Source organism: Cytobacillus sp. FSL M8-0252 (assembly GCF_038007345.1).
Taxonomy (GTDB): domain Bacteria; phylum Bacillota; class Bacilli; order Bacillales; family Cytobacillaceae; genus Cytobacillus; species Cytobacillus kochii.
In genome coordinates this window covers 1,092,325-1,118,064 of record NZ_JBBOWZ010000001.1, presented here as the reverse complement: position 1 = coordinate 1,118,064, position 25,740 = coordinate 1,092,325, and the positions used below count along the sequence as shown (strand labels likewise).

The following is a 25,740-nucleotide window of genomic DNA, read 5'->3' as shown; positions in this document are numbered from 1 at the left end:
ATAGGAGGTGAAAGTCTTACCAAAAGTAAGACGATTACATTTTGACGGTAACGTTAAATTTAATATTACTTGTTATACTTATTGCTTTAACTGCTTTTTTCGTGTCGACGGAATTTGCAATAGTTAAGGTTCGAATGTCTAAGATTGATCAATTGATAGCGGAAGGGAATAGTAAAGCTGTTTCAGCAAAAAAAGTAGTCACCCATTTAGATGAATATCTATCCGCATGTCAGCTTGGAATCACTGTAACAGCACTTGGATTGGGGTGGTTAGGTGAACCCACAGTACTCAAGTTATTACAGCCATTATTTAATAATTTAAATCTTAATGCCTCTCTTACACATGTGATTTCGTTTGGTGTATCATTTGCGATTGTGACTTATTTACATGTGGTCCTTGGTGAATTGGCCCCAAAAACGATCGCTATTCATAAGGCAGAAGCCATTACCCTTGGTTTTGCTAAACCTATTATTTGGTTTTATCGCATTACCTATCCTTTTATTTGGGTGTTAAATGGATCAGCCCGTCTAATTGTAGCGCTTTTCGGTTTCAAACCTGCATCTGAGAGCGAAGCAGCACACTCGGAAGAAGAGTTACGAATTTTAATGTCTGAAAGTTATAAGAGTGGTGAAATCAACAAAAACGAATTAAAGTACATGAATAATATATTTGAATTCGACGAAAGAGTAGCGAAAGAAATCATGGTACCACGAACAGAAATTATTACTTTTTCTATCGATGATTCCTTTGAAAACCTTAGAAATATTATTAAACAAGAACGTTACACTCGTTATCCAGTTGTCGATGGTAATAAAGATAATATTGTCGGTTTTGTTAATGTTAAAGAGTTTCTTACCGCAAACCTTCAGCCTGAACAAGCAAAGAAGCTTTCTATACATGATTTCATTAATCCTGTGTTGCGTGTTATTGAAACCATTCCAATTAACGACTTATTAATAAAAATGCAAAAAGATCGTATACACCTCGCAATCTTAATGGATGAGTATGGTGGAACGTCTGGATTAGTAACCGTTGAAGATATTGTTGAAGAAATTGTAGGTGAAATTCGTGATGAATTTGACGAAGATGAAATTCCTGAAATTCGTAAGATAAAGGAAGGCCATTATATTCTTGATTCTAAAGTATTAATTGAAGATGTTAACCATTTGTTAGACCTTGACTTGCCAGATGATGAGATCGATACAATTGGAGGATGGTTCCTCACATTAAATTTTGATGCGAAACTTGGTAGTCAATTAGAGTTGGATGGATACTTGTTTACTGTAACCGAAATTGATGGTCACCAAATACATTATCTCGAGGTAAAAAAAATGGATGATCCTATCATGACAAACAAAGAGCCGCTTATTGATTAATGAACGGCTCTTTGTTTTCACTTATACTAACTTTTTATCATCGAGTTTGAGCTGTTCTTCTAATTCTCTTCTCATTTTATCCGTTTCTAATAAATAATTTTGATGTTTTAATTCTTCTAATTTTATTTGATCTTCAATTATTTTCGCCTTTAATTCGGTTTGAGAACTTAAATGGCTAGTAATAATCGCAACGATCGGTATACCAAAAATCATTATGACTGATACTAATCCAATAATCATTCTGCCTATCCCTCCTCTAACAAATCGATCTTATTTACTATATTCTATGTTCAAAACAGCATTTCCTTTACCCTTAAACAACAAATGAGATAATGTTTCACTTTTCAAAAGGCAAGTCCTGACCTATATTAATTCAAAATATGAAGTTACTTTCTTGGTACGAACCTTTCTATATATACGGTTTGTGCGAAAAAAAGTTTCATCTTTCAGGTATAAATGACTATTTCAAAATAAAAAGGACACCGTCAATCGATGTCCATTCGTTAAATTTGTAAATTTTCAATAATGGTGGATATACCGAGTCCACCGGCGATACAAAGTGTAACAAGAGCATATTTCTTTCCTGTTCTTTCAAGTTCATGGATAGCCTTTGTTAAAAGAATTGATCCAGTTGCTCCAATTGGATGCCCCATAGCAATGGCCCCTCCGTTCGGGTTTACTTTTTCTATGGATAATCCAAGCTCTTTTATAACAGCTAGAGCTTGAGCTGAAAAAGCTTCATTTAACTCAATAATATCCATATCCTCTATTGTTAATTGAACTTGTTTTAACGCCTTTTGTGTGGCAGGTACAGGGCCTATCCCCATATATCTAGGGTCAACACCAGCAGCTGCTTGAGCAATGATTTTCACTTTCGGTTGAATTGAGAACTCATCTGCTTTCTCCCTTGACATCAAGAGTAATGCAGCTGCACCGTCATTTCTACCACTGCTATTACCTGCAGTGACTGTCCCTCCTTGTTTGAATACTGGCTTCAGCTGTGAGAGTTTTTCTATTGTCGTTACACGGGGGTGCTCATCCACCATAAAAGTTGACGATTTTTTTCTTTCATTCACAGTGTAAGGAAGAATCTCCTTTTCAAAAAAGCCAGCAGTAATAGCTGATCTTGCATTTTCTTGGCTTCTTAGCGCAAATTCATCTTGTTCCATTCTTGAAATTCGATACTTTTCTGCTAAGTTTTCAGCGGTCATCCCCATCGTTAATTGCCCATATTCTTCCACAGGTTGTGAACCAGGCTGACTTTCCGTATTAGGATCAAGTAAAAGCCCATTTCCTGACTTAAGGCCGAAGCGAATATTCCGCATATAATATGGTGCTGTGCTCATAGATTCCGCTCCACCTGCAATAACAACATCGGCGAATCCACTCATGATTTGTTGGGCAGCTGAGTGAACGGATTGTACTCCTGAGCCACATTGGCGATGTAAAGTATAACTTGGTATACTTTCAGGAAAACCTGCTCTTAATGTAGCTAGCCTGGCTAAATTAGAGGCATCTGCACTTTGTTTTGCTTGTCCGATAATAATTTCATCGATTTCATTTTTAGGTACCTTCATCTTTTCCATTAACCCTTTAAGTACATGGCTAGCTAAGAAATCGACCGTTTCATTACCTAAACTACCACCTAGTTTCCCAATCGCTGTCCTCTTCGCTTCTACAATCACTACATCTTTCATCGCGTTTGCCCCCCGTTATTATGGCAATCTTCATTAAAAGGAGCTTCCGTCTTTTCTCTTATTTCTTCAATAGTGCTATTTGGCATTATTTCTATACAGTATAATTCTCCATTTCTCACCTCAAAAACAGCGAGCTCGGTAATAATTAAATTGACACTTCTTGTGGATGTTATTGGATAAGTACATTCTTTTAAAATTTTGCTCGTACCATCTTTGGATGTATGAGACATGGTCACAATAATTTTCTTTGCCCCTGTAAGTAAATCCATTGCACCCCCAACACCCATAATATTTTTTCCTGGAACTGCCCAATTGGCAATTAACCCTTTGGCATCTACCTGTAATACACCTAATATCGCCACATCTACATGTTGTCCTCGAATCATAGCAAAGGACTCCGCACTATTAAAATATGAAGCTCCAATTGCTTCACCTACAGGTAACTTACCAGCATTCACTATATTTGGATCAATATCAGCCTCGTTAACATCCGTTACCCCTAATAAGCCATTTTCTGTATGGAAAAATATATCACCATCTGCAATATGATTGGCAACAAGAGTCGGAATACCAATCCCCAAATTGACAACTGAGCCACTTTTTAGTTCTTGAGCAGCACGTTTAGCAATTAAATTTTGCATTTCATTTTTATCCAACACTCTTCACCCCATCTTTCGTTAAAATCTTCGTTGCTTTCACGATCCCATTTACAAATAGATGGGGTGTAATGATTTCTTCTGGAGATAGTTCACCAGGTTGCACAATTTCGTCCACTTCGGCAATCACATAATCAGCAGCTGTCGCCATCATCGGATTAAAGTTTCTAGCTGTTTTGTAATAAACAAGATTCCCTAATGTATCAGCTTTCCACGCACGAACTAATGCTACATTTGCTTTTAATGCGGGTTCAAAAATATATTTCACACCATTGATCTCTTTTTCTTCTTTTCCTACGGAAAGTTCAGTGCCTACACCGGTTTTCGTGTAATAGCCACCAATACCTGCACCACCTGCACGAATCGATTCTGCCAAAGTTCCTTGTGGAAGAAGCTCTAGCTCTAACTCACCTCTTTGATAGGCATCTCCCACATCTCGATTACTCGTAAAATAAGAGCCAATTCCTTTTTTTACTTTCTTTTGATTAACGAGTATACCTAAGCCTTTTCCCTTTTCACCGAGATTGTTAGAAATGATTGTTAATCCTGAGACGTCTTTTTGTGTAAGTTCATCAATTAATGACAGCGGTGCACCAATCAAGCCAAAGCCGCCAACCATGATTGTTTGATTGCTTTCCAATTTTTCAATTGCTTCTTTTGCCGTAGAAAAAATTTTCATTGCTCATGCCCCATTCTTAAAGAGTCGCTTGCTTCGAACCAAGCTGGAATACCGGCTGTCAATAAACAAATGGCACCTGTTTCAGCTAACTCGGGCTCTTCTGCCCCACTTCGTCTCGCTTTTTCCATCCACGTTCCCGCTATCTTACCATTGAGAACAGTAATATAAATACCGCTCATTAATAAAAGCTTGTTCTTACGAGAAACATGACCATCTCGGAGAATGACCTCTTCCATATCTCCGCCATCTTTTTTCGTTTGTAGCACGTTCTCAATAAACGCAGCATTCTCACTACCGATCATTTGTATATATTGGCACAATATTTCTTCAACAGTATCTATATTTATTCGGTCTAATGTCTCGTCACCGACTAACTCACAAGCATATTGCATGGACTTTAAACCAGTTAGAAGAGCTTGTTGTCCATTATATAAATAACTAACTAATAAATATTCTGCTAATTCCGGTAACGAAGCTCCACCATCTATAGCACCCTTCGTATGGTAGACCATACTCCTTTCATATAATCTCGCCGCATTCATACCGACAAGTAATATATCTTTTTCTTTTACAGACAAAGCCCCCGGTTTCATAATGTCCCCACGGAGACTTGTATACTGATCGAGCATGTTTGGACTATAATCATGCATCTGTTGTACCCATCCAGGAACTTGATCATATACTTTTTTAAAATAGTCCAATCCCTTACTACTCATATTAATATCCCACCTTTTTATAAATGTTTATTTATACGCAAAAAGGCTACTTTAAACGAGACGCCTACAAAAAGGGTAAGAGTCTGAAGAGTTTAAAGTAGCCAGTATGTCCAATAGCTTAATTAAAAAAGTTCGTTTTCTAACGGCTAATGAATAGGCTTTCATTCTGTTTGTTTTTATTTTACACCACTTTTGAAAAATTTCAACTAGTCGCATCAATATTTCTTAAAAAAGCTTTTATGCTATTGTAAATTTCTGGTCTTGAAGTAAACACTAATGTATAGTGATTGCATGGCGTCGTTATTTTCTCTATTTGCTTAGCATATACCATTGTATCAATATAATCTTCTGCATGAAATAACGGGTCCATTGCACCAATTCCACCCTCTGCATGAACAAGAAAGACTGGGCAATTCACTTCTTTAAATATTTCTTTAGGATCAAATGTATAGAAACTGTCAAAATCGGTTTTAATCTTTCCTTCACTTGCATGATTTCTCCACTTTTGACCGATTTGATGAATCTCATATAAGCCAACGTTTTGCATATGCTCATCCCAAGGCACACCTAAGTTTTGATAAATTTGTTTAATCTCATCTAAGTATGCTTGTTCACTTTCATACGCTTTGCTCAATCGGGCAAGAGAGGGTTCAACAATCTTCTTTTGGTGTGGTGTACATGTCGCTGCACCATCTAGCAAGATTAATCCTCGAACTTCAGATTGAAGTCTACTGGCCACAATAGAACAGATAAAAGCGCCCATACTATACCCCATCAAAATTGGTTGATCAATATTTAACTCTTTAATCAATGCTTCAACATCTAAAGCATGCTTCCATATGCTCGTATCCTCATCTGCATCCGCACTTTGCCCTCTACCTCTGACATCAATACTTACAATACGATAATCTTTTAAACTTTCTGCATAATAGTGCATTTGCATATAATTACCCGTTAACCCATGGACAGCAATTATCGTCCCTTTCTCACCTGGGTAATCAGCTATTTGTATACTTCGACCATTAATATTTTTTTGATAACATTCCATTATGACACCTCTTTATAAAAATATAAAACTAGTTATACTCCTTATTATTTGAAATGTCAAAAACTTTCCCCATCGTTATATCCTGTAAAATCCCTTGCTGATGTTGATGGTTATACTATAAATACTACTTGTTTTTTTGAGCAATTATAAGAATAAAAAATGATACGTTTAACTATTTACTTTTAGTCATCTTTTCGAATTTGATTAATAAATTATATTGAAAGTGGAAGAATCAGATGGATGATTTCTCTTAATCTTTTATTTTACAAATCAGCTAAAGTGGGTATAATGAATAGTAACTTGAAAGAAAGGTGGGGTAAGGATGACTGGCAAAAAGATATACTCTTTTGGATTACTTATCATGTTCTGTGCATTTTTAGTTGTCCACTATCCTAGCGATCATTCAAGTTTGAGCACTTGGGGAGACCATCAGCATGCAGTCTTTAACGACTCCCATTTAAGTGATACCTCTCCATTAAAAGATGAGCTCAAAAAACATCCTCTTGTTTTCGAGCATGTTTCACTGATACTCATCAGCTTACTCTTACTTGGCATCTGCCAACTCGCTTATGTTTCTATGCAAAACAGTAGACATAAGCAGCCGATTTTCTTCCAATCTAATTATCTCTAATTATTCCTTAAATTTGTAATAATATAACACAAATTTAAGGAGGATATGATAATGATTGTTCGTATGATTATGATTAGTATGTTTTCAATAACTGCAACTACACTTTTATTTTTCCAAGGATTAGAGATTTTTCAAGCTTTCTTTGACTATTATAAAAATAAATAAATACGTTAATTTAGCCGCTCACTTTACTTGAGCGGCTTTTATTTTAATCACTTCTATTCCTTGTTTTTAGAAACAACCATTAGCAGGGTAACTAATTATTATTCTAAAGTCATTGCGATTCGCCTCATAAACCACTAGATATTTTTAATGGGCTTTGGTGGTATAGTAAAAAATGGGCAAAATCCATCCAGCCATACTGTTGAGATAGAACTAGATATTAAATTAAACAATAAAACAAGGTCGCCCATTCACTACAAGTAAAAAGACCAGAATAATTATCCTGGTCCCCTTCTATATAAAAGCTTTATTTCGCTTTTTCATGCCTTTTTTCTAAACGTTTTTCGATGACTTCAAGCTGATCTGGATTTTTTAATAACTCTTCTTTATTACGACGAACTAATTCGATGTATGATAACTTTTTCTTTCTCATAAATATTTCTCTCCTTATTTAAATGACTTTATTTTCTGAAAATAAAGTACATATCTTTTTAGAAGAAAACAGTTTTGTAAGATTTTCTGACAAAATTAATTGTCCATACAAAATCCTTTTGAGTTTTCTTTAAATTCAGATTAATATGAAACAGAAGAAATGTCAAGACTTTTGAACCAAAATGCTATCTTTATATAATTATGTCATAAAACCTTCACAAAATTTTAACAATTAAACAAACCTTATTAAATACTGTTTTATAACATATTCAAACAATATTGAGCTGTATTCATATAGGAGAATTTTCTTAGACCCATCAAATATCTGGTATATCAAAAACATATTGACATAAATACCCTTTTATATTACATTTTCTTATTTATTGATGTAACCTCCCCTCTTTAGCTAAGGTCCCAGACATAGAAAATTAACTATGAAAGCCAAATAAGCAAATTTTCTGTGGTAGAATAATCCATAAATAACCGGTTTGGCTGGTTTAATAATACATTTAGCGATAAGGAGAATTTACCTTGGAATTTAAACTATTAGAAATGAATGATTTAACTAAATGCTCGGAAACATTTATTGAAGTATTCAATGATGAGCCATGGAATGATGAATGGACATTTACAAAGGCTAAAAAATATTTACTGAGTTTTTATCAGACACCTGGATTTTTAGGCGTTTTAGCAGTAGAAAACGACGAAATTATCGGCTTTATTCTTGGTATAAAAAGAGTATGGTGGAGCGGAGATGAGTTTTTTATTAATGAAATGTGTGTAAAAACACAAAGTCAAAATAAGGGTATTGGAAAAGCGCTGTTAAATCATTTAATAAAAGAGCTTCATAACAGTAATATAAGTAACATTACACTTCTCACAGATAGAGGTATACCTGCCGAAGAATTTTATAAGAAAAATGGTTTTGAAGAAATAGAAAGAATCATTTTCTTGCATAAGAACATCCAACTTTAGTTCTAGAAGTAGATTTATCCATTTTAATTGGATAAGAAAAGACTGGTGTTATAACCAATTATTGATATAAACACCCAAATTGTAAAAGAAGGTCTTTTACTAACCAGAGTTTCTTTAGTTAAAGAGCCCATCTCGATTGAGAAGGGCTTTAGGTTTATTCATCTCGATTATCATTATCATTCATATCTTCCGGGTCTTCCACCGCATCTTCTGGATCCGGATCACTATCTTTTTCATCATCTTTAAACATAGTATCATCTTCATCTACTCCAGGTATGTTCTCATCACCATTATTATCATTTTCTACACCATTATTGGTTTCTGGAGGTGGATTCTGATCTTGATCATCATTCGCTCCACATGCTGCTAACGAGAAAGACAATAAGATACTTGAAAGAATGAATAAAAACCTTTTTGCCATAACTTTCAACTCCTTTTAAATTATTGACTCTTAAGTCGTAAATATTTTCCCCTTTTATAAGAAAAATATTTATAAAAAAGTAAACCTCCCACTTAGAGGAGATCTACTTGGAAGGAGTTATACACCAATAGTATGTTCTTGAGGTATAGAAAGTATCCTTTTAATAAGGTTATTACTCATACTTAAAATATTGATCACCATAATTGAAGTTGACATCGCTTCTTGTTAGTGCATCCAATACAGAAAAACGCATTCAGATTTTAGTACTAAAAGAGTAATATGACAGAGCCAAGCTGGTTGTTAAGTATCCGATAGAAGATGAAGTGAAGTGAAGTCAACTAGACTAAAAACTCAAGATGGATAAACGTACTATGGATATTTTTAAAGAACTTATTTGAAGTAACACTTGAAAAACGTAAAGATATAGATGAAATCTCAATTCACGGACTACACACGGAAGTATTTTGTTTTATAAAGGTATTTCTCTCTAAGGCATGCTGATGTAGATACAACCAATACACGCAGTTTAATAAGGGAATTAAGAAAAGTTGATGAGGATTTTACAGTGAAAGTTCTAGCAGCTTTATAATTCTTTTAAAAAATACCATTTACAAACACTCCTTAAACCTGATATTATAAGCTGTTGTTGACGTGGTTCGAAACCATCCCACGATAAAAAACTAGGAGTGTAATCAAATGAATATTAGAATGATTGTAGCTAATGGTCTTTTGGCTGCTATGTATATTGCCATATCAATGGTATTACAGCCAATTGCTTTTTCAGCTATTCAGTTTCGTTTTGCTGAGATATTTAATCATCTCATTGTTTTAAATCGTAAATTTATTTACGGCATTGTCCTTGGTGTTTTCTTAACGAACCTATTATTTTCACCAATGAAGCCATTTGATTTAACATTTGGGGTCGCCCATTCCATTATCTGTTTACTAATTAGCTTAGTACTTTTTAAATTTGTTAAAAATATTTGGTTACGGATGTTAGTAAACACCATCGTCTTTACTGTAATGATGTGGATTATTGCCTTACAATTAAAAATTGCTATTGGCCTTCCATTCTTATTCACATGGCTCACAACTGCCATTGGCGAATTTGCTGTTTTAATTATCGGGATGCCTATTATTTACTTTTTATATAAGCAGTTGTATAAAAGTAATTTAGATTTATCTAATGATATGAAAAAGCGTTCAACCTTTTAAAGAGGTGAACGCTTTTTTAATAACTCCAATCAAAATTTTACAATTGTTCTTTTTCTTCCTTTAATGCCTGATCTAAACGGTCGTCGTCTCCAGCTCCATCTTCATCAATTTTTTCTTTAGATAAGAACCAACCGCCTACTGCGATAAGAATAAGAACGATGTAGAACGTTGCTTTCCAAGCGGTTGAATGAGAGAACCCCTCCGGTAATACAGCCAGTGCAGGGTGTGCAAGAGTCGTAACTGCTAACTTTACACCTACCCAACCGACGATCAAAAAGGCAGTAATTTCTAACCCAGGACGTTTATGAAGTAAGTCTACAAAGATATTAGCTGCAAACCTCATAATAATTAGCCCAATCATACCACCTGCAAATACAACGAGGTATTGTCCTGTATCCATACTTCCAATTGTACCAATACCAGTTGGTGGTAATGCCATCGCTAAAGCAATTGCTGCCAAGATTGAGTCTATTGCAAAGGCAATATCAGCTAACTCAACTTTAAGAACCGTCATCCAAAAACCTGATTTCTTTTTCGGCTTGGCTGAAGGATCAGGCACGTCATGCTTTTTGACCAGAAACTTCCGGAATATATGATTCGCTGCGATAAAGATTAAATAAATTGCACCTAATGCTTGAATTTGCCATACATCAACAAGAAATGAAATAGCGAATAATGAAGCAAACCTAAATACAAACGCTCCAGCTAAACCATAAAATAATGCTTTCTTTCTTTCCTTTTCAGGTAAGTGTTTGACCATAATGGCTAGAACAAGTGCGTTATCCGCTGCTAATAATCCTTCTAATACGATAAGAACTAAAAGCACCCAACCATACTCTAATAATAATGCTGCTTCCAAATGAATTTCCTCCTTAATTTATGTAACATCCCCTGCGAATATCATCTTCAAGTAAGAAAAACAGTATTAGCATTTGCTTAACCTTCCCTGTTTATTTCACTTAAAAACAAAAAACCTTTACCGATATTTGGTAAAGGTTTAAAACATAAAAGACCTTCACCGAATTTGGTAAAGGTCTTGCTAACAACGATCAGAATTGTTGCCAACAAAGCCGAGAGCATGATACTCCGAATTGACGACTTTGCTGTAAAAGCTACTCCCCTTTGGAGATACTATTCATTTGATACCTCTATCATATGCAATCATACCTCAGCTGTCAATCATTTTTTTGCTGTTCATGTATTTTTATTAAATGTGCTAATAGTTTTGGTAAAGTTTCGAAAGCAAAAGGAATTTGCAGACGCTCTGTTTTTTGATGTGCATCCCTTCCCATTGGTCCAACATTTATTACAGGGGCAGTTATCTTTGCCATTTCCTTAAATGGGATGGAATACAATTTCTCTCCTCCTGGCAAATTATCGTTATAAATATCCATATCCTTTAAATCAGCATGTAGGCCCGCATAACTCAAATCAGATATACCATTGAAATAATTGACTGGGTGAATACGCTCTTGATATTTTGTGTCAGCAAACTCTATTAAAGAAGAAGATAATTCAGCAATACACTCATTCTCACTAGAATTAACAGCAGGATAATACGGTGGGGCATAAAATAAAATAATCATCGGACCTAATTCTTGACACAGCATTGCCAATTGGTCGACAATTTGTATCGTTTGATCACGAATATCGCCCTCGGTCTCTTTGGCAATCGATTGCTCTAGTATATCTATATACTCTGCACTTGTTTTCTTGACTGCGTAAGCCCTGATTTCCTCATACAAATAAACGTGAATATGTGATAACTGTGACTCATCCAAACCATTTAATCGATATTTATCTCTTATAAATGCTTCCATTTTATCAGCGGCCTTTATAGCCACTTCCTTCATTTCATGCATGACATCAACAGGATTTCTTTTCATTAATAACACATTATAAAGACTTGCTGAACGATGAGGAATTTGTGTCGTATAGCCTTTTTTCAAATCTCTTTGCCAAAGCAATGTCGGTGGAGGAGACATCACACCATTTACCTGTTCTGAAAGCTCTTCATTCCACTCAACTTCATTCGTTAAAATAGATGACATCCAACAAGCATTCATCCCAGAAAACGGCTCACCGACATGAGATTCTTTCCCAAAACACAATGCTCCCGGCATAATTTTGCCTATCGTTCCTGTATAAAAATAATGATTATTATCTTGGGGAACTTGAGAAAACATCGGCTCGGAATTTAAATATAATGTATAATTGAGGCAATGTTCTTCTCCAAGAGAAACTAATCTTGGAATCACTTCTCTCATACCAACTGAATTCACTTCCTCGTCTGGGACAGCTACTAATAACAAATTGATGTTCCAGTCTTCATTCGCCGCTTTTTCTAACAAAGACATATGTTGAACTAATCCGCATTTCATATCCATCATACCTCTACCAAACAACCAATCTCCACTAATTAAATCTTCTTTTGCATCTTCCGGTAAGGTATCAAGACGATTATGCAGCTCTCTCGTCAATTCAACAGGATTAAAAGCGAGATGCTGCAGGTCACCATAGTCTTCAATATCTACTACGTCAAAATGACTAATCATCACTACCGTTTTTTCTGCTAAGTTATTTTTATATAGAGCCGTTAATATAGAACGACCATCTGAAGTCGGATGATTCACTACATACCCGGGATATTTTTGGTAATAAGGTAAAGATTTTAATACTTGTTCCACTCTTAAAGGAAAGTATTTCTCTCCTGGTGAAAGGCTAACACTATCAATGGATACAAGCTCTAATAAAGTGGCCAACATTTGACTTTTAGATTGAATAAACATTTCTGTGCTCATATCACTTGCCCCCCTTATTATTTTCATCACCTAGGTTGTTGCCCTGAGATACTATATGCTTATGAATTAGTATAATGATGCGTGTTTTTTACTACTGTTTAAAGAATATATTAGTCCTTTGTACCAGCTAAGTAAATATATTTTTAGAAAATTGGAAAACGGGGTATATGTTAAACAATTAAAAACTTTAACAGAAACTACTCGCAGTATTCATTCACATTCAGTAACTTAGGTATAGATAACACAAAGAACCTGCATATACACTTTTCTACCAGTGTATATGCAGGTTTCCCTACAGACCCCTAACATAGCTTTATCCAATTGGTAATGCGACCTCTGCAAAAAATTCTTCATACAATGCCTGAACAGCTTTCTTCTCATCTACTTCTTTAACCGCAAACATCATACTTACCTCTGAAGATCCTTGGTTAATCATTTCAATATTAACATCCGCTTTGGCTAAAGCATTCGCAGCCCGAGCCATCGTGCCAATGTTATGACGCATACCTTCGCCAACAACCATAATCAACGCCAAACTATGTTGAATATGTACTTCATCGGCTACTAATTCACTTTCTAAACGTTTAAGTAAAACTTCTTCTTCATCTTCTTGTAGTTGATTCTCTTTAATAATCACAGTCACATCGTCTATACCAGATGGTGTATGTTCATAACTAATCCCGAACTCTTCTAAAATGGCATATAATTTTCGACCAAATCCGATTTCACGATTTAATAAATATTTACTGACATAAATACTACAAAAACCAGTAGCACTCGCAATACCGACAACTGGCCCATTTTGATTTTCTCTTGTCCGTAAAATCGTCGTGCCCCTTGCCCTTGGATTATTCGTATTTTTGATTTGCACAGGGATTCCTGCTTGAATGGCAGGTATAAGCGCCTCTTCATGTAAAACAGTAAAACCTGCATACGATAATTCGCGCATTTCTCGATAAGTTAATTCTTTAATTTCTTTTGGCTGTTCAACGAAAGTTGGATTTACTGAAAAGACTGCATCCACATCGGTGAAATTTTCATATACATCTGCCTTTACCGCATAGGCTAAAATCGAACCGGTGACATCAGAACCACTACGAGAAAAAGTAAATATCCCTCCGTTTTGGCCATAACCAAAAAATCCTGGAAAAATAATCAGTTCACAAGACTCACGTAGACGTCTAAGCTTTTCATAAGATTTAGGTAACACTTGCGCATTGCCATGCTCATTTGAAACAATTAGCCCTGCTTCTCTAGGATTCATATACTTAGCTTTCACGCCTTGTTCTTGGAAATAGCATGCAACCAATTTAGCATGGTTATCTTCTCCACTTGCTTTTATACAATCTAAGTATTGTTCAGGGTTGTTTTTATCTCCAGCCAGCCTCACTAATAAATCATTTTGAATCGTCTCAATGATGGTTGGCGGTAGTATAAGGTCGTCAGCAATTTCTTTATACCGAGCGACCACTTGCTCAATATAAGGACTCGGATCTTCATTATTGATTGCATGCAAACCACATGAAATAAGTAAATCAGTCACCTTTGTATCATTCTCATGTCTTTTACCCGGAGCCGACACCACAATTATTCTTCTTTCATTGTCAGAATGCACAATATCAAACACACGCTTTATATGCTTAGCATCTGCAAGCGATGAACCGCCAAATTTAACAACTTTCATCAAGACATCTCCCAATTTATTCTCTATTTTATATCTTCATTCTACTACTGAATGAGAAATAATCAAGAACTTTTTCTACTGAGTGAGAACAAATGTATTTTTAGAAAGGACATAAATGTGATGAAATGAACAATTTGTTAGTAGATACCAATGCGAAAAATTCTTGTTTTTGTAAAGAAAACCAGTGAAATACCACTCATTTTTCTTCAAATTCCAATGATATGCTTTTTCTTAACAACAGCTAGTTGAAATAATTTAAGCACTACTTCTAAACAATCTTTAATCGATATTTTCCTATCGCAACTATTACTCCATTCCTTACTTCAGCACTTTTGTCTTTTACTGACCTTAGGAAACTTATCTAAAAACACCGTAGACATAGTCTACGGTGCTTCAGTTCATTCATACGGGTATTTTATCAGCTATATTGATTAAATATATTGCTTTGGTGTTTGAGACTTCTCCGTCATCCATTCATATTGCTTCCATTTTAACTCAAATAATTTTAATGGATCATGGTAGACTTCTGGATTACTTCTCATTATCTCTAGTTCTTTGTTATCATTTGCAATTGTCATATGAGATTCTTTTACTGTTTCTTCTAATACCGCAAATGGTGATTGGAAAAACATTTGAATATCACGATCCAACGCTTTCTCAAAAAGTTCAAATTGCTGGATAAAGTTGTCTGTAATTTGACTTGCTACTTCACGATAGTCCTCATTGTCAACAAATTGTTTATACTTATTGTAAAGCATTGTTTTATTTTGTGGGATGAGTCCAAAGATCTTCCCTGCGCTTTTCAATAGCATTTGCGTTGGTGTATGACGTAGCATAATATTCGCTTTATCTAACCTTACAGTACCGTGAGTCAGGCGGTCAGCATCGCGCTTCCAATCTTCGAGAATACGGAAATCACAGTTTAATTGTAATTTTTCAAAGCCGTATAATTCATTGAAGCTATCCGCCATCTCTACTAAGAAAGCCTGGCCTGTCAAAAATTCTTGCTCACTTTCCATAATCCAAGCTTGAATGGATTCCCTATATTCCGGTAATACCTTTTCGGATATATACTGTTGGACTCGTTCATTCATTTCATTATTCAACTCGATATGAAGCTTACTAAAGTCACTATCTTCTCGAATCAATTGGCTACACTCACGTAAAATATCTGGAATAGCTGCGGCTAGCTTATCTTCCATCGTCTTTTTAATATCACGATAAGAGTGACTGATATTTTTCACTTTTTCTTCTTCCATATCTTCTAATTGATGAATAGCACCATTCAACTTTGTTAACATTTCTTCATGCCAGTTCATATCATCAATTAGCGCATTTTCTTTTTCTATTCGTTTATCAAGAAGAAACTTAATCGATTTTTGAATATAATGCAGCATCTTCTCTGTCCGCTCTTGCATTAAATGACGTCCTTCATTCAATCCAGCTAAAAATACTGCAAAATCTTTCAACTGTTCTGTTGGATCATATTGCGGTGAGTAAGCAAAGATTGTTGCTCTTGGAAAATAGGTAGAAACTCTATCAGCAGTTTCATCCATCCACTGCATGGCTTCTTCCTCACTACTAGCTGCATCCATATGATTTAAAATAAAATGCACCGGTAGACTAGGTGATTGCTCTCTAATTTTTACGGCAACATCTAATTCTCTATCTGTTAACGGATACTCTGCATTTAAGATAAATAACAGGCTATCGGCAAAATGCAAATATTGAAATACATCATTTCTAAACTTGTTACTGCTAGAAAGGCCTGGTGTATCCATAACCGCCATTCTTTGTTGCGATAGGAAAGGTAGAGAATGTTTATAATCGACCAATACTTGGTCCGATCGTTTTTCTCCTGTTCTTAAATCATCCATAGAGTCAAGCGGGATAATAGCAGTATCAGAAATGGAAGTGAGTTCTTTATAATCAGCATGCTTATACATCACAGTTGCCGTTGTATTCTCTGCTTTCACATAATCTCCAAGTAATTCTTGGACAAACTCAGTCTTTCCACTCCCAGACATCCCCGCAATGATGACATGATTTGTTTCTAAATCAAGTAGTTCTTTTACCATCCATTCAAATCTTGCACCCATTAATACATCGTGTTTTCTTGCCCACTCCATGATGGATTGGAATAATTGATAATTCTCTTCAAGTGTATGCTCCACTGGCGCTGCTTCTTCTATCATTCTTTCCGCATCATTCATCACTTCAGCATCAAAACTCTTAGTAAATAGATCACTCCATGCAAGAACTGAAGCCGATGCAATAAGGCGGTAAGTATCTGAAGAGATTCTCAACCAGTTTTGCAAATGAGGTGGAACGATTTTAGAAATCTCTTTTATTTGTTTTTCGCCATTTATTAATTCGAAATAAGTATCATGATAAATAACCGATAATTCGTTCCAATGATACCCGCTTTGTGTATCTAACTTTTGCATAAGTTGGTTAAATTCATCTAACCAATTAAAATAGTATTCTTCCCCTTTATAGCTTTGCCAAAATGCGACAGATACAGCTTCGAACTGGCGAACATCATTTTGATAAAGAATCGTTAACGCCTCAATAAAATACTTGGGAGCCGTTTTTTTCGTTTTCCCTTCTATAACATATCCCTTTAATGTGTGGAACCAGCTAATTTCTTGCGTTCTCATGGCTTCATTTACAGCTAATTCCACTGCATTTTGCCAATCTTGATGGTCTTCAAAAAAGACGCGTGCGATTCTTGTTACATCTGGATAATCCGGATTTAAGAAGACTGCTTTTTTAATAGCATCTACTGCCTTCTCTAATTTTCCCTGTTGTATGTATAGAGAGAATAATTTGAGGAGTACTTCTATCTTCAATACATCTGAATCTGTATCAATTGATAAATAAATTTCCTCTGCAGTACTTAATAGGTCTAATTCAAAATAGGCATCTGCGACATTTTTCCGTGCCCATGGTTGAAACTCATTATCTATATTTTCCCATTTAAAGATGGCCGCTTCATAATCTTTATGATGAAAATATACTTCACCTTGTGCAAACCGAATCATTGTCAGGTCTGGCGATTCTTTTAAATTCTCTTGCATATAAGCATTCCCTAATACTTCAACGGGATGTGTATGTTCATGATTAATTGTAAATGTGTCATGGAATTGTTTATTAATTAATTGATTTTCTATACTCATGATTGTTCCCTCTCTTTGCAATTTAGGATAGAACCATTATCCTATCTGCTTCTATCCTGTTATTCTAACAAAATAATCACTGCAAATAATTTCATTTAGCTATCATTTTTGATACATAAATGTTGAAGAATGTAATATTTTTAACTTACATTTATATTATTCGTTGCATTGTTACCTTTTTTGCACGTTGAATAGGAATTAGTTTTTGATAGGATTATATTTTTTAGAGTATGCCGAGTTTATACTATACATACCTCTCATCAATTTCTTTAAAATGAAACCTTTTTTATCCTGAAACGTCTATAATCTTAGTGAAAGGAGCGTCATACGATGAAGAAAAAATCGAGGGTTTTAACTATTATTACAACTATTACCCTATTATTCTCATTACAAACCACTGTTTTTGCTTCAACAGGGTCAGCCGATTCTGAGGAAAGTATTAATGAGAAATACGGATTACCAATTGTTGCCTATGGTGAGGCTTTAAGTTCAAGCCAGAAAGAGGAAACCAAAAAGCTATTAGGTGTAAAAGAAAACAGTAAAGTAGAAGAAATTATTATTACTGCTGATGATATTGTTCATTATATTAAAGGTGATCCCCGCTCTAATATGTATTCCTCCGCGAAGATTACGCGCACAGATACAGGTAAGGGTGTAATCATCAACCAAATGACACCTGAAAACATTACTGAAGTAACTGATGAAATGTATGCCAATGCCTTACTTACAGCTGGTATAGAAGAAGCCATAGTTGATATCGCTTCTCCGGTAAAAGTCAGTGGTCACTCAGCTTTAGTTGGAATATACAAAGCCTATGACCAAGGTGAAGGCGAGAAGTTAGATGAGGAAAGAACAGAAGTAGCTAACGAAGAACTAAGTATTGCGACAAATTTAGCAAAAAAAGAAGGTATGGACCAAGAGAAGGTAACCGAACTGCTCACTGAAATCAAAAAAGAAATAGCTGAGCAAAACCCTGCAACAAAGGAAGATATCCAACAAATTGTTGATGAACAAATGCAAAAGCTAGAAATACAGCTTAGCGAAGAAGACCGCAAGCTCCTTTATGACCTTTTTGAAAAAATGCGAGAACTTAATATTAACTTTGATAATGTCAAATCCCAATTAGAGGATTTGGCCAATAGTGTACAGGAAAAAATTTCAGAAGCAGTTGGTGATAAAGGTTTTCTTCAAGCTGTATCTGACTTCTTTAAGAATTTAATCGATTCTATAAAAGGAATTTTCTCCTAATAAATTTGAACCAACTCCAATTACGGAGTTGGTTCTTCTCTTTTTGAAAGATTTCGGTAGGACAAACAAGACCAATTTTGTGAAACTCACTTACTTTTTTATTTCTAAAGTAGTAAATGCATGATAGCTAACTAACAATATATAAGTGAAGAGACACCATGCGGGTAATCACAATAGATAGCTGGGGAAATCGAGGGTGCACGGGCTTCTTTGGGTATTCAGCATAGTTAGCTGAGCACAAATCGAAATTGCTCGGCCTTCTTGGGAGTTTTCAGCTTACTTAGCTGGGCAAACCGAGATTGCTTGGGTTTCTTTAGAGTTTTCAGCTTACTTAGCTGGGCAAAACTCATGTGTTTGGCTATCACTTGAATTTCTGGCAGCAAACCTCCATAACTTTGTTAATCACCCAAGGGGACCAAACGATTGACATATAGCCTTTCTTCATTGACAATCACCAAACGATGCTATTTCTAACTAAAAATCTGCCATCAAATTCAATCGGAACGCCTTTTCCGTCTTTTTCAGCATGAATATGTAGATGTGGTTCTGATGTATTACCTGAATTGCCAACTAAACCGATTGGCTCGCCTACTTCTACCCTGTCACCTGATTGAACACGTACACTACCTTCTTGCATATGTGCTAGCAAAACCTCTACACCTTCACAGGATATAACAACTGAATTACCTGCTACATTTTTAGGGTCTGCATTGGGAGGGACTAAATCTGCTAAATCATTCTCCGCTTGGACAACCTCTCCAGTACACGGACTTGTTAGCTCATCACCGAATATTTCGTATTTATCCAACTCATTGGGATAAATTCCAGTTGCTCGACTACCTAGCGCATTTAATTTCACGATATCTACCGCATAGGCTTGACTCTCATGAGCATGATGATAATTGATTTGGACATGACTGCCACCTTGCCCAACATAATAAACCCCATCATGCAGCGGGAAATCTAACTGTACTGCCTTCATATTCGTTGAGAACCCACTAAATGTCGATACATTATAATAACCAAAAACAAGAATAAGAAGCCCGTAAATGACCATTGATATTTTTTGCGATAAATTGAATTCTGTCTTAAACGGTAGTTTGTTCACTTTCTTCCAAGATAAAAATACAGCAGCAATGAAAAAGACCAAAATAAGAAATCGTAAGTAGTAACTAAACAAATCCCAAGGAGAGGAAAAGAACACCCAAAGGATGAGTAAACCTGTCATCGTAGCCTGTAAAAGCCAGTCTAGCTTACTATGAACCTTTCCTTTCCATAATGAAAAAGAAAAAACAACAGGTAAAACAAACTGAATAAACAATAAAAAGAGGATATCAAAGGTCATCGAATGTCTCCTTTTCTCGTAAAGTTATCTAAGATACGTCTGACGACTATTAAATGTTCCCTTTTTTTATGAAAATGACTTTTACCCTGTAGAGCGACTGAATAAAGTACCTTCATTGCTCAGATATATTTTGTAATAACCTCTCCACTCTGTCCAAACTAATAGATAAAACAAGCATTGATCCTATGCCCCAAAAGTGCCAATATCTTGTATTATGAAAGAGAAAAACTGCTCCAATGATAAACATTAGTAAGGAAAAAACGATACCAAGTAAGACTTTCTTATCTTTCAAAATAGTCGTTTTTAAAGAAACTCTCCTTTTTCTTACTACAATAATAGCCAAGAAACACATTCCTAAAGCAATAATGTGCATAATTCCATTTCCGTTTCTACCTAATTGATCAGATGTTAAAGATAACAAAAAGCTTCCAACTACAATCATGCTCACACTTAAAATGACGCGCATTTCACCCCTCACTCCCTCTACTTAAACATCGGATCCACTCATATTCAATAGCAGGTAGCCCTTCTTCGTTATCACTACTATAGGCTATCTTTTTAAATTCTTTGCCTTCGTAAAACTGCTGTGCTTTTTTGTTTACATCGAAAGTATATAATTTTAAACGCCCGCATGAACGAGCTTTCGCATGCTCTAATAATGCCCCACCAATTCCCAATCCTTGATGAGCTAAATGTACATATAGTTGATTAATCTCGCCTTCATTATAAGCAATCATGCCAATTGGCGTTTCATTTAGCACCGCTAAATCTACTTGAAATTGTTTTGTTAACATATGATTGAGAAAATAGATATGCTCTGTCAAACTATGTATTTCCTTTTGACCAATAGCAGCTTCTTTACTCTCCCTCCAAAAGCTAACTGTCGAGAGGGCATACTTCTTTTCATAAGCAATGATTCGCCAGTCTTTCGCCATATAACTCTCCCCTTCATTGTCCAACCCTTATATATATTCATGACAAAAAGACGATCCCCTCCTTATTTATATGGAGAAAAACTTTTTAAGCGCGCTTTTTTTGTATATAATAGATAGAATCAACAGGCACTTTATTTATAGGCTTATTCAGATTAAAATAAGGTAAAGAACAAGGTAGAAAGGCTGATATCGGATTGGAACAATCAAACTTTATTCGTACAATTATTAAAGAAGATTTAGAAAATGGAAAGCGCGACACTGTTGTAACCCGTTTCCCACCTGAACCAAATGGCTATCTTCATATTGGACATGCCAAATCCATCATTATTAACTTTGGTTTAGCAGACGATTTTAACGGGCAAACAAACTTGCGCTTTGACGATACAAACCCACTAAAAGAAGACCAAGAATATGTCGATGCCATTAAAGAAGATGTAAAATGGCTCGGGTATGATTGGGAAGAGCTACATTATGCATCTAATTACTTTGATGAAATGTATAACCGTGCAGTGCTTTTAATTAAAAAAGGCAAAGCATATGTCGATGATTTAAACCAAGATGAAATTCGTGAGTACCGTGGGACTTTAACTGAGCCTGGTAAAGAAAGTCCTTATCGTAACCGTTCAATTGAAGAAAACCTAGACCTATTCGAAAAAATGAAAAACGGGGAATATGAAAACGGTCAAAAAGTTTTGCGTGCAAAGATAGATATGTCATCACCAAACTTAAATTTACGCGACCCTGTCATTTACCGTATCTCTCATGCGACTCATCACAATACGGGTGATACATGGTGTATTTATCCTATGTACGCTTTTGCCCATCCGCTTGAAGATGCAATCGAAGGTGTAACGCACTCATTATGCACGACAGAATTCGAAGATCAACGTCCTCTTTATAATTGGGTTGTAGCGGAATGTGAAATGGAAAACCAACCACAACAGATTGAATTCGGACGCTTAAATATTACAAATACAGTAATGAGTAAGCGAAAACTAAAGCAATTAGTAGATGAAGGAATTGTTGATGGCTGGGATGACCCAAGAATGCCAACGATATCGGGTCTGCGTCGCAAAGGGTATACTGCTAGTGCCATTCGTGAATTTGTTCAAGAAACTGGTGTCTCTAAAGGTAGTGGTGCAGTGGATGAAATGATGCTTGAGCACTATGTGCGCGAAGATTTAAAACTCAGTGCCCCACGAACAATGGGAATCTTGAAACCTTTAAAAGTTGTAATTACCAATTACCCTGAAGGTGAATCCGAGTGGTTAGAAGCGGAAAACAATCCTGAAAACGAGGAAATGGGTACAAGACAAATTCCATTCTCTCGTGAAATATATATAGAACAAGAGGACTTTATGGAAAATCCTCCAAAAAAATATTTCCGTCTTTTCCCTGGAAATGAAGTGCGCTTAAAGCATGCTTATTTCATCAAATGTAATGATGTGATTAAAGATGAAGATGGTAATGTTGTTGAATTACACTGCACTTATGATGTTGAAACGAAAAGTGGTACAGGTTTTACAGGTCGTAAAGTCAAAGGTACATTACACTGGGTTGATGCAAAAAGTGCCATCCCTGCTGAATTCCGTCTATATGAACCTTTAGTATTAGACGAGCAAATGAAAGAAGAAGCATCAGAAGACAAAGATTTCTTAGACTATATTAATCCAAATTCACTTGAAGTGGTGCAAGGATTTATTGAACCAAACTTGAAAGATGTTCAACCACAAGATAAATTCCAGTTTTTCCGTCACGGTTACTTCAATGTCGATTCTAAATATAGTACACCTGAAAAACCAGTCTTCAACCGAATTGTATCGTTAAAAAGCTCTTTTAAGCTAAATAAGTAAGATATTTTACACGAATGATTTGAGATTGATGAACATTCGGGTGTGTATTATAAACTGTGTAAGTAAAAGAATGTGTGGCTTTTACTGCACAGTTTATTATTTTTGGTAAAATAAAAGTTAGGAGATTTATTTTACTAATAGGAAGCATAATCAAGAGTCGTTGATTTAGTGAACTTATCTTAGAAAGGTATCAACCAGAATAAGGTGGAAAGTATGTAAAATACTTAAATAATTTATTATCGTATGTTTGATTTCTAGGCTATGATGAATAATCAAAAGATACTCTTGGTTTATGGTTTAATGAACAGAAAATAACCAGAAATGGATTCAAATTTGATGAAATCAAAACTAGAGGTGTAGAAGGTATACTTTTTTATTGATGGATGGTGACAGTAGATTAAAGAATAGTACTCTTGCATTTTACTGATATTATTGCTGAACAATGTAATCTATTTGATTCCTAACCATTCTAAAATATGTACTAAGTAAAGAATTTCTCCCTAACCTTAAATCAAGCGATATTGCGTTTTAAACCTTCAAACCAGTGATTTTCCTATACCAGAGTATAGATCTATAGGTTCAGACTTTAACAAGTGGAACACTTATTTTATTATGGAGCCATTTGTAAATTAATTTCACAACAAATACCGTAAAGAGTATCCACTCACTCTTTCGAAAGTTGACGAAAAAGGGAGCATTTCAAAATGACAATGCCCTTTTTAAACTCAACTATAAACTCATTAGATAATTAGGAAAATAAAAAAGGAATCGGATCACAAAGCTATTCTAAATTAGATAAATAAAGGTATTCATTTCTTCCATTATTTTGAATGGTTCCTTAGCTATTTTTATTGAATCATTAGGACACCCCTCAATGGCATTCTCAACATCTACTAATAAGTGTTCGGGAATCTCTGCCATTCCTAAATTATCATCTAGTTGAACGAAAGCAATCCCCTCATCATCATAGTCATATATTTCAGGTGCTGTTGCTCCGCATGCCCCACATGCAATACAAGTTTCTTTATCAATTAATATATAACTCGCCACTTGAATTATCTCCCTCTTTTAATAATTACTTAAGATCTCAACGTGTAATTTCAAGCATATTAATAAACATTTTTACTAAGTTATCCACTATACTAATAGTGAAAACCATCACTCTAAATGCTAAAACTAGATATCAATCCCTTTCTTGTTAACAATATTTTTACTTCGAAAATTATTCACTATAGTCAAAAGAAATACACCTACTACTATTGATAAAAGGACGAGTGAAATAGGTCTTTCAACGAAAATCATATAACTTCCTTGTGAAAGTGATAATGATCTTCTTAAACTCGATTCGATAATTGGCGCTAAAACAAAGGCTAGTATAAAATAAGTAACCGAAAAATTCAGTGTTTTTAAAATATATGCTAGTACTCCTAACACTAAAGCAACCCAGAGATCAAAATAAACCCCATACGAAGTATAGACTCCCACTAAAGAAAACATGATTATAGATGGTATGAGATATGAGTCTTTTATGACTAAAACCTTGGCAAACATCCCTGTCATAAATTTACCCATGATGTACATCCCGATGGTTGTAAAAAGAAAACCAATAAAAATTGCATTAATCAAATCAGCATTTTTTTCTAAAACGTGAGGTCCTGGTTGGATGCCATGAATAATAAAAGCACCAGCAATAATGGCTATAGATGCAGAACCAGGTATCCCTAAGGTCAAAAGAGGGAGAAGGGAACCACCAACAACTGCATTATTTGCTGATTCGGGAGCGACAATACCCTCAGCACTACCATTCCCAAATTCTTCTGGCTTCTTGGAAGTTTTCTTTGCCAATAAATAAGCAAACCAACTAGATGCATTAGCACCAAGCCCTGGAATAATACCAACAATTGCTCCAATAATTGATCCAGTCGTAGTAGCTTTTCTTACCTTCCAATACTCTTTAATACTTATTTTTATTTTCAAATCCTTGGCAACTATCTTTCTATTTTTATTAATATCATTTTTTAACATTTGAAAAATCTCGGTAAAAGCAAACAAACCCACAACTACAGCTATTAAATTTATGCCACCCATCAACTCAATAAATCCACCAGTAAATCGGGCTTGCCCTGTGAATAAATCAAGTCCAATAGTCGCTGTCATAAAGCCTAATATAATTGAGATAAACCCTCTTATTTTATCCTTAACTCCTAATGAAGCTACAGCGACTAACCCTAATAAACCTATTAAAAAATACTCAGGATCCCCTAATTTTAAAGCAACATTAGCTATCGGCTTAGATAAGAAAATTAGTACTAGCCCGCCAAATAAACCTCCTATTGTTGATGCAGTCAAAGAATACGCAAGAGCCTTGCCAGGGGATTTTTTTTGAGCATAAGGTTGTCCATCTAATTTTGTAGCTGCTGCCATTGCAGTACCGGGAATCCCTAATAATATAGCAGATATTGAACCTCCATATTCAGATCCTTGATAACAAGCTAGCAATAATAATATAGAATGGAGCGGACTAAGAGCATAAGATAACGGTAACAGTAATGATATTGCTAACATTAACCCTAAGCCGGGCAATGCACCTAAAAACATCCCTACAAATAAGCCTATTGAAATAACCAAGACACTAACAATAATACTCATGAAATCTAAACTAAGTAATTCCAAGTGAATCACCTCCC

23 protein-coding genes and 1 riboswitch are annotated in these 25,740 nt (G+C 35.3%); of the genes, 6 read left to right on the top strand and 17 right to left on the bottom strand.

Going from position 1 to position 25,740, the window contains the following annotated elements:
* The first annotated feature begins 41 nt into the window (after nucleotides 1-41).
* Entirely contained in the window at nucleotides 42-1,376 is a 1,335-nt protein-coding gene (locus MKX83_RS05820; RefSeq protein WP_445293154.1) for a hemolysin family protein, read from the top strand.
* A gap of 21 nt (nucleotides 1,377-1,397) precedes the next feature.
* Here the strand turns inward: MKX83_RS05820 and MKX83_RS05815 are convergent, their stop codons facing one another.
* The 6 genes from MKX83_RS05815 to MKX83_RS05790 all read right to left on the bottom strand — a co-directional run bounded on the left by MKX83_RS05815 (nucleotide 1,398) and on the right by MKX83_RS05790 (nucleotide 6,172).
* Nucleotides 1,398-1,616 (bottom strand): hypothetical protein, encoded by a 219-nt coding sequence (locus MKX83_RS05815; protein WP_095370302.1) that lies wholly within the window; start codon nucleotides 1,614-1,616, stop codon nucleotides 1,398-1,400.
* A 263-nt stretch (nucleotides 1,617-1,879) separates the two neighbouring features.
* Nucleotides 1,880-3,073: a thiolase family protein gene (locus MKX83_RS05810; RefSeq protein ID WP_095370303.1), complete on the bottom strand. Its 1,194-nt coding sequence runs from the start codon at nucleotides 3,071-3,073 to the stop codon at nucleotides 1,880-1,882.
* Complete coding sequence (locus MKX83_RS05805) at nucleotides 3,070-3,714, bottom strand: 3-oxoacid CoA-transferase subunit B (RefSeq protein ID WP_095373519.1); 645 nt, start codon at nucleotides 3,712-3,714, stop codon at nucleotides 3,070-3,072. Before MKX83_RS05805 ends, MKX83_RS05810 begins: the two co-directional genes overlap by 4 nt.
* A gap of 7 nt (nucleotides 3,715-3,721) precedes the next feature.
* Complete coding sequence (locus MKX83_RS05800) at nucleotides 3,722-4,408, bottom strand: CoA transferase subunit A (RefSeq protein ID WP_307317116.1); 687 nt, start codon at nucleotides 4,406-4,408, stop codon at nucleotides 3,722-3,724.
* Complete coding sequence (locus MKX83_RS05795; RefSeq protein ID WP_307317118.1) at nucleotides 4,405-5,124, bottom strand: carboxymuconolactone decarboxylase family protein; 720 nt, start codon at nucleotides 5,122-5,124, stop codon at nucleotides 4,405-4,407. The genes MKX83_RS05800 and MKX83_RS05795 overlap by 4 nt, the downstream gene beginning before the upstream one ends.
* 202 nt (nucleotides 5,125-5,326) lie before the next feature.
* Nucleotides 5,327-6,172 (bottom strand): alpha/beta fold hydrolase, encoded by an 846-nt coding sequence (locus tag MKX83_RS05790; RefSeq protein ID WP_095370306.1) that lies wholly within the window; start codon nucleotides 6,170-6,172, stop codon nucleotides 5,327-5,329.
* A 322-nt stretch (nucleotides 6,173-6,494) separates the two neighbouring features.
* On the opposite strand from MKX83_RS05790, the gene MKX83_RS05785 reads away from it, so the two are divergent.
* On the top strand, nucleotides 6,495-6,803 hold the full coding sequence (locus MKX83_RS05785; RefSeq protein ID WP_095370307.1) for a hypothetical protein: 309 nt from the start codon (nucleotides 6,495-6,497) through the stop codon (nucleotides 6,801-6,803).
* Nucleotides 6,804-7,272: 469 nt separating this feature from the next.
* Here the strand turns inward: MKX83_RS05785 and MKX83_RS05780 are convergent, their stop codons facing one another.
* Complete coding sequence (locus tag MKX83_RS05780) at nucleotides 7,273-7,398, bottom strand: FbpB family small basic protein (RefSeq protein ID WP_095370308.1); 126 nt, start codon at nucleotides 7,396-7,398, stop codon at nucleotides 7,273-7,275.
* Nucleotides 7,399-7,928: 530 nt separating this feature from the next.
* Here MKX83_RS05780 and MKX83_RS05775 point away from each other — a divergent pair.
* Nucleotides 7,929-8,372: a GNAT family N-acetyltransferase gene (locus tag MKX83_RS05775; RefSeq protein WP_341054569.1), complete on the top strand. Its 444-nt coding sequence runs from the start codon at nucleotides 7,929-7,931 to the stop codon at nucleotides 8,370-8,372.
* A gap of 154 nt (nucleotides 8,373-8,526) precedes the next feature.
* On the opposite strand, the gene MKX83_RS05770 is transcribed toward MKX83_RS05775, so the two are convergent.
* The gene (locus MKX83_RS05770) at nucleotides 8,527-8,793 is read right to left on the bottom strand and encodes a hypothetical protein (RefSeq protein WP_095370310.1); all 267 of its coding nucleotides are present in this window, start codon (nucleotides 8,791-8,793) and stop codon (nucleotides 8,527-8,529) included.
* A gap of 645 nt (nucleotides 8,794-9,438) precedes the next feature.
* Nucleotides 9,439-9,483: riboswitch (PreQ1 riboswitch) on the top strand.
* Between the two features lie 6 nt (nucleotides 9,484-9,489).
* On the opposite strand from MKX83_RS05770, the gene MKX83_RS05765 reads away from it, so the two are divergent.
* A complete protein-coding gene (locus MKX83_RS05765) occupies nucleotides 9,490-10,008 on the top strand; it encodes a QueT transporter family protein (protein ID WP_307317121.1) in 519 nt (172 codons plus the stop codon).
* A 37-nt stretch (nucleotides 10,009-10,045) separates the two neighbouring features.
* On the opposite strand, the gene MKX83_RS05760 is transcribed toward MKX83_RS05765, so the two are convergent.
* The 4 genes from MKX83_RS05760 to MKX83_RS05745 all read right to left on the bottom strand — a co-directional run bounded on the left by MKX83_RS05760 (nucleotide 10,046) and on the right by MKX83_RS05745 (nucleotide 17,672).
* The gene (locus tag MKX83_RS05760; RefSeq protein WP_341054566.1) at nucleotides 10,046-10,867 is read right to left on the bottom strand and encodes a TerC family protein; all 822 of its coding nucleotides are present in this window, start codon (nucleotides 10,865-10,867) and stop codon (nucleotides 10,046-10,048) included.
* 316 nt (nucleotides 10,868-11,183) lie between these two features.
* Nucleotides 11,184-12,809 carry a M20/M25/M40 family metallo-hydrolase gene (locus MKX83_RS05755; RefSeq protein ID WP_341054564.1) on the bottom strand — a complete coding sequence of 542 codons (1,626 nt, stop codon included), beginning with the start codon at nucleotides 12,807-12,809 and terminating at the stop codon, nucleotides 11,184-11,186.
* A gap of 313 nt (nucleotides 12,810-13,122) precedes the next feature.
* On the bottom strand, nucleotides 13,123-14,493 hold the full coding sequence (locus MKX83_RS05750) for an aspartate kinase (RefSeq protein WP_095370313.1): 1,371 nt from the start codon (nucleotides 14,491-14,493) through the stop codon (nucleotides 13,123-13,125).
* A 431-nt stretch (nucleotides 14,494-14,924) separates the two neighbouring features.
* The gene (locus MKX83_RS05745; protein ID WP_341054562.1) at nucleotides 14,925-17,672 is read right to left on the bottom strand and encodes a GTP-binding protein; all 2,748 of its coding nucleotides are present in this window, start codon (nucleotides 17,670-17,672) and stop codon (nucleotides 14,925-14,927) included.
* 330 nt (nucleotides 17,673-18,002) lie between these two features.
* Between MKX83_RS05745 and MKX83_RS05740 the strand changes: the two genes are divergently transcribed.
* Nucleotides 18,003-18,920, top strand: coding sequence for a DUF1002 domain-containing protein (locus MKX83_RS05740; RefSeq protein ID WP_307317131.1), 918 nt, complete (start codon nucleotides 18,003-18,005; stop codon nucleotides 18,918-18,920).
* 451 nt (nucleotides 18,921-19,371) lie between these two features.
* On the opposite strand, the gene MKX83_RS05735 is transcribed toward MKX83_RS05740, so the two are convergent.
* From MKX83_RS05735 to MKX83_RS05725, 3 genes are all read right to left on the bottom strand, one after another.
* Nucleotides 19,372-20,265 carry a peptidoglycan DD-metalloendopeptidase family protein gene (locus MKX83_RS05735; RefSeq protein ID WP_341054558.1) on the bottom strand — a complete coding sequence of 298 codons (894 nt, stop codon included), beginning with the start codon at nucleotides 20,263-20,265 and terminating at the stop codon, nucleotides 19,372-19,374.
* A 112-nt stretch (nucleotides 20,266-20,377) separates the two neighbouring features.
* Nucleotides 20,378-20,731, bottom strand: a complete 354-nt coding sequence (locus MKX83_RS05730; protein WP_307317135.1) for a hypothetical protein — start codon at nucleotides 20,729-20,731, stop codon at nucleotides 20,378-20,380.
* 1 nt (nucleotide 20,732) lies between these two features.
* Nucleotides 20,733-21,200 carry a GNAT family N-acetyltransferase gene (locus MKX83_RS05725; protein ID WP_341054554.1) on the bottom strand — a complete coding sequence of 156 codons (468 nt, stop codon included), beginning with the start codon at nucleotides 21,198-21,200 and terminating at the stop codon, nucleotides 20,733-20,735.
* Between the two features lie 194 nt (nucleotides 21,201-21,394).
* On the opposite strand from MKX83_RS05725, the gene MKX83_RS05720 reads away from it, so the two are divergent.
* Complete coding sequence (locus MKX83_RS05720; RefSeq protein WP_307317141.1) at nucleotides 21,395-23,053, top strand: glutamine--tRNA ligase/YqeY domain fusion protein; 1,659 nt, start codon at nucleotides 21,395-21,397, stop codon at nucleotides 23,051-23,053.
* A 786-nt stretch (nucleotides 23,054-23,839) separates the two neighbouring features.
* Here the strand turns inward: MKX83_RS05720 and MKX83_RS05715 are convergent.
* A complete protein-coding gene (locus MKX83_RS05715) occupies nucleotides 23,840-24,103 on the bottom strand; it encodes a ferredoxin (RefSeq protein ID WP_341054551.1) in 264 nt (87 codons plus the stop codon).
* 126 nt (nucleotides 24,104-24,229) lie between these two features.
* Nucleotides 24,230-25,726: a tripartite tricarboxylate transporter permease gene (locus tag MKX83_RS05710; RefSeq protein ID WP_341054548.1), complete on the bottom strand. Its 1,497-nt coding sequence runs from the start codon at nucleotides 25,724-25,726 to the stop codon at nucleotides 24,230-24,232.
* Nucleotides 25,727-25,740: the final 14 nt, after the last annotated feature.

Coding starts and splice junctions, on each gene's coding strand:
- MKX83_RS05785 (WP_095370307.1), top strand. CDS start 6,495: ATGACTGGCAAAAAGATATACTCTTTTGGATTACTTATCATGTTCTGT.
- MKX83_RS05770 (WP_095370310.1), bottom strand. CDS start 8,793: ATGGCAAAAAGGTTTTTATTCATTCTTTCAAGTATCTTATTGTCTTTC.
- MKX83_RS05805 (WP_095373519.1), bottom strand. CDS start 3,714: ATGCAAAATTTAATTGCTAAACGTGCTGCTCAAGAACTAAAAAGTGGC.
- MKX83_RS05815 (WP_095370302.1), bottom strand. CDS start 1,616: ATGATTATTGGATTAGTATCAGTCATAATGATTTTTGGTATACCGATC.
- MKX83_RS05810 (WP_095370303.1), bottom strand. CDS start 3,073: ATGAAAGATGTAGTGATTGTAGAAGCGAAGAGGACAGCGATTGGGAAA.
- MKX83_RS05755 (WP_341054564.1), bottom strand. CDS start 12,809: ATGAGCACAGAAATGTTTATTCAATCTAAAAGTCAAATGTTGGCCACT.
- MKX83_RS05800 (WP_307317116.1), bottom strand. CDS start 4,408: ATGAAAATTTTTTCTACGGCAAAAGAAGCAATTGAAAAATTGGAAAGC.
- MKX83_RS05745 (WP_341054562.1), bottom strand. CDS start 17,672: ATGAGTATAGAAAATCAATTAATTAATAAACAATTCCATGACACATTT.
- MKX83_RS05750 (WP_095370313.1), bottom strand. CDS start 14,493: ATGAAAGTTGTTAAATTTGGCGGTTCATCGCTTGCAGATGCTAAGCAT.
- MKX83_RS05725 (WP_341054554.1), bottom strand. CDS start 21,200: ATGGCGAAAGACTGGCGAATCATTGCTTATGAAAAGAAGTATGCCCTC.
- MKX83_RS05735 (WP_341054558.1), bottom strand. CDS start 20,265: ATGACCTTTGATATCCTCTTTTTATTGTTTATTCAGTTTGTTTTACCT.
- MKX83_RS05730 (WP_307317135.1), bottom strand. CDS start 20,731: ATGCGCGTCATTTTAAGTGTGAGCATGATTGTAGTTGGAAGCTTTTTG.
- MKX83_RS05795 (WP_307317118.1), bottom strand. CDS start 5,124: ATGAGTAGTAAGGGATTGGACTATTTTAAAAAAGTATATGATCAAGTT.
- MKX83_RS05790 (WP_095370306.1), bottom strand. CDS start 6,172: ATGGAATGTTATCAAAAAAATATTAATGGTCGAAGTATACAAATAGCT.
- MKX83_RS05740 (WP_307317131.1), top strand. CDS start 18,003: ATGAAGAAAAAATCGAGGGTTTTAACTATTATTACAACTATTACCCTA.
- MKX83_RS05765 (WP_307317121.1), top strand. CDS start 9,490: ATGAATATTAGAATGATTGTAGCTAATGGTCTTTTGGCTGCTATGTAT.
- MKX83_RS05780 (WP_095370308.1), bottom strand. CDS start 7,398: ATGAGAAAGAAAAAGTTATCATACATCGAATTAGTTCGTCGTAATAAA.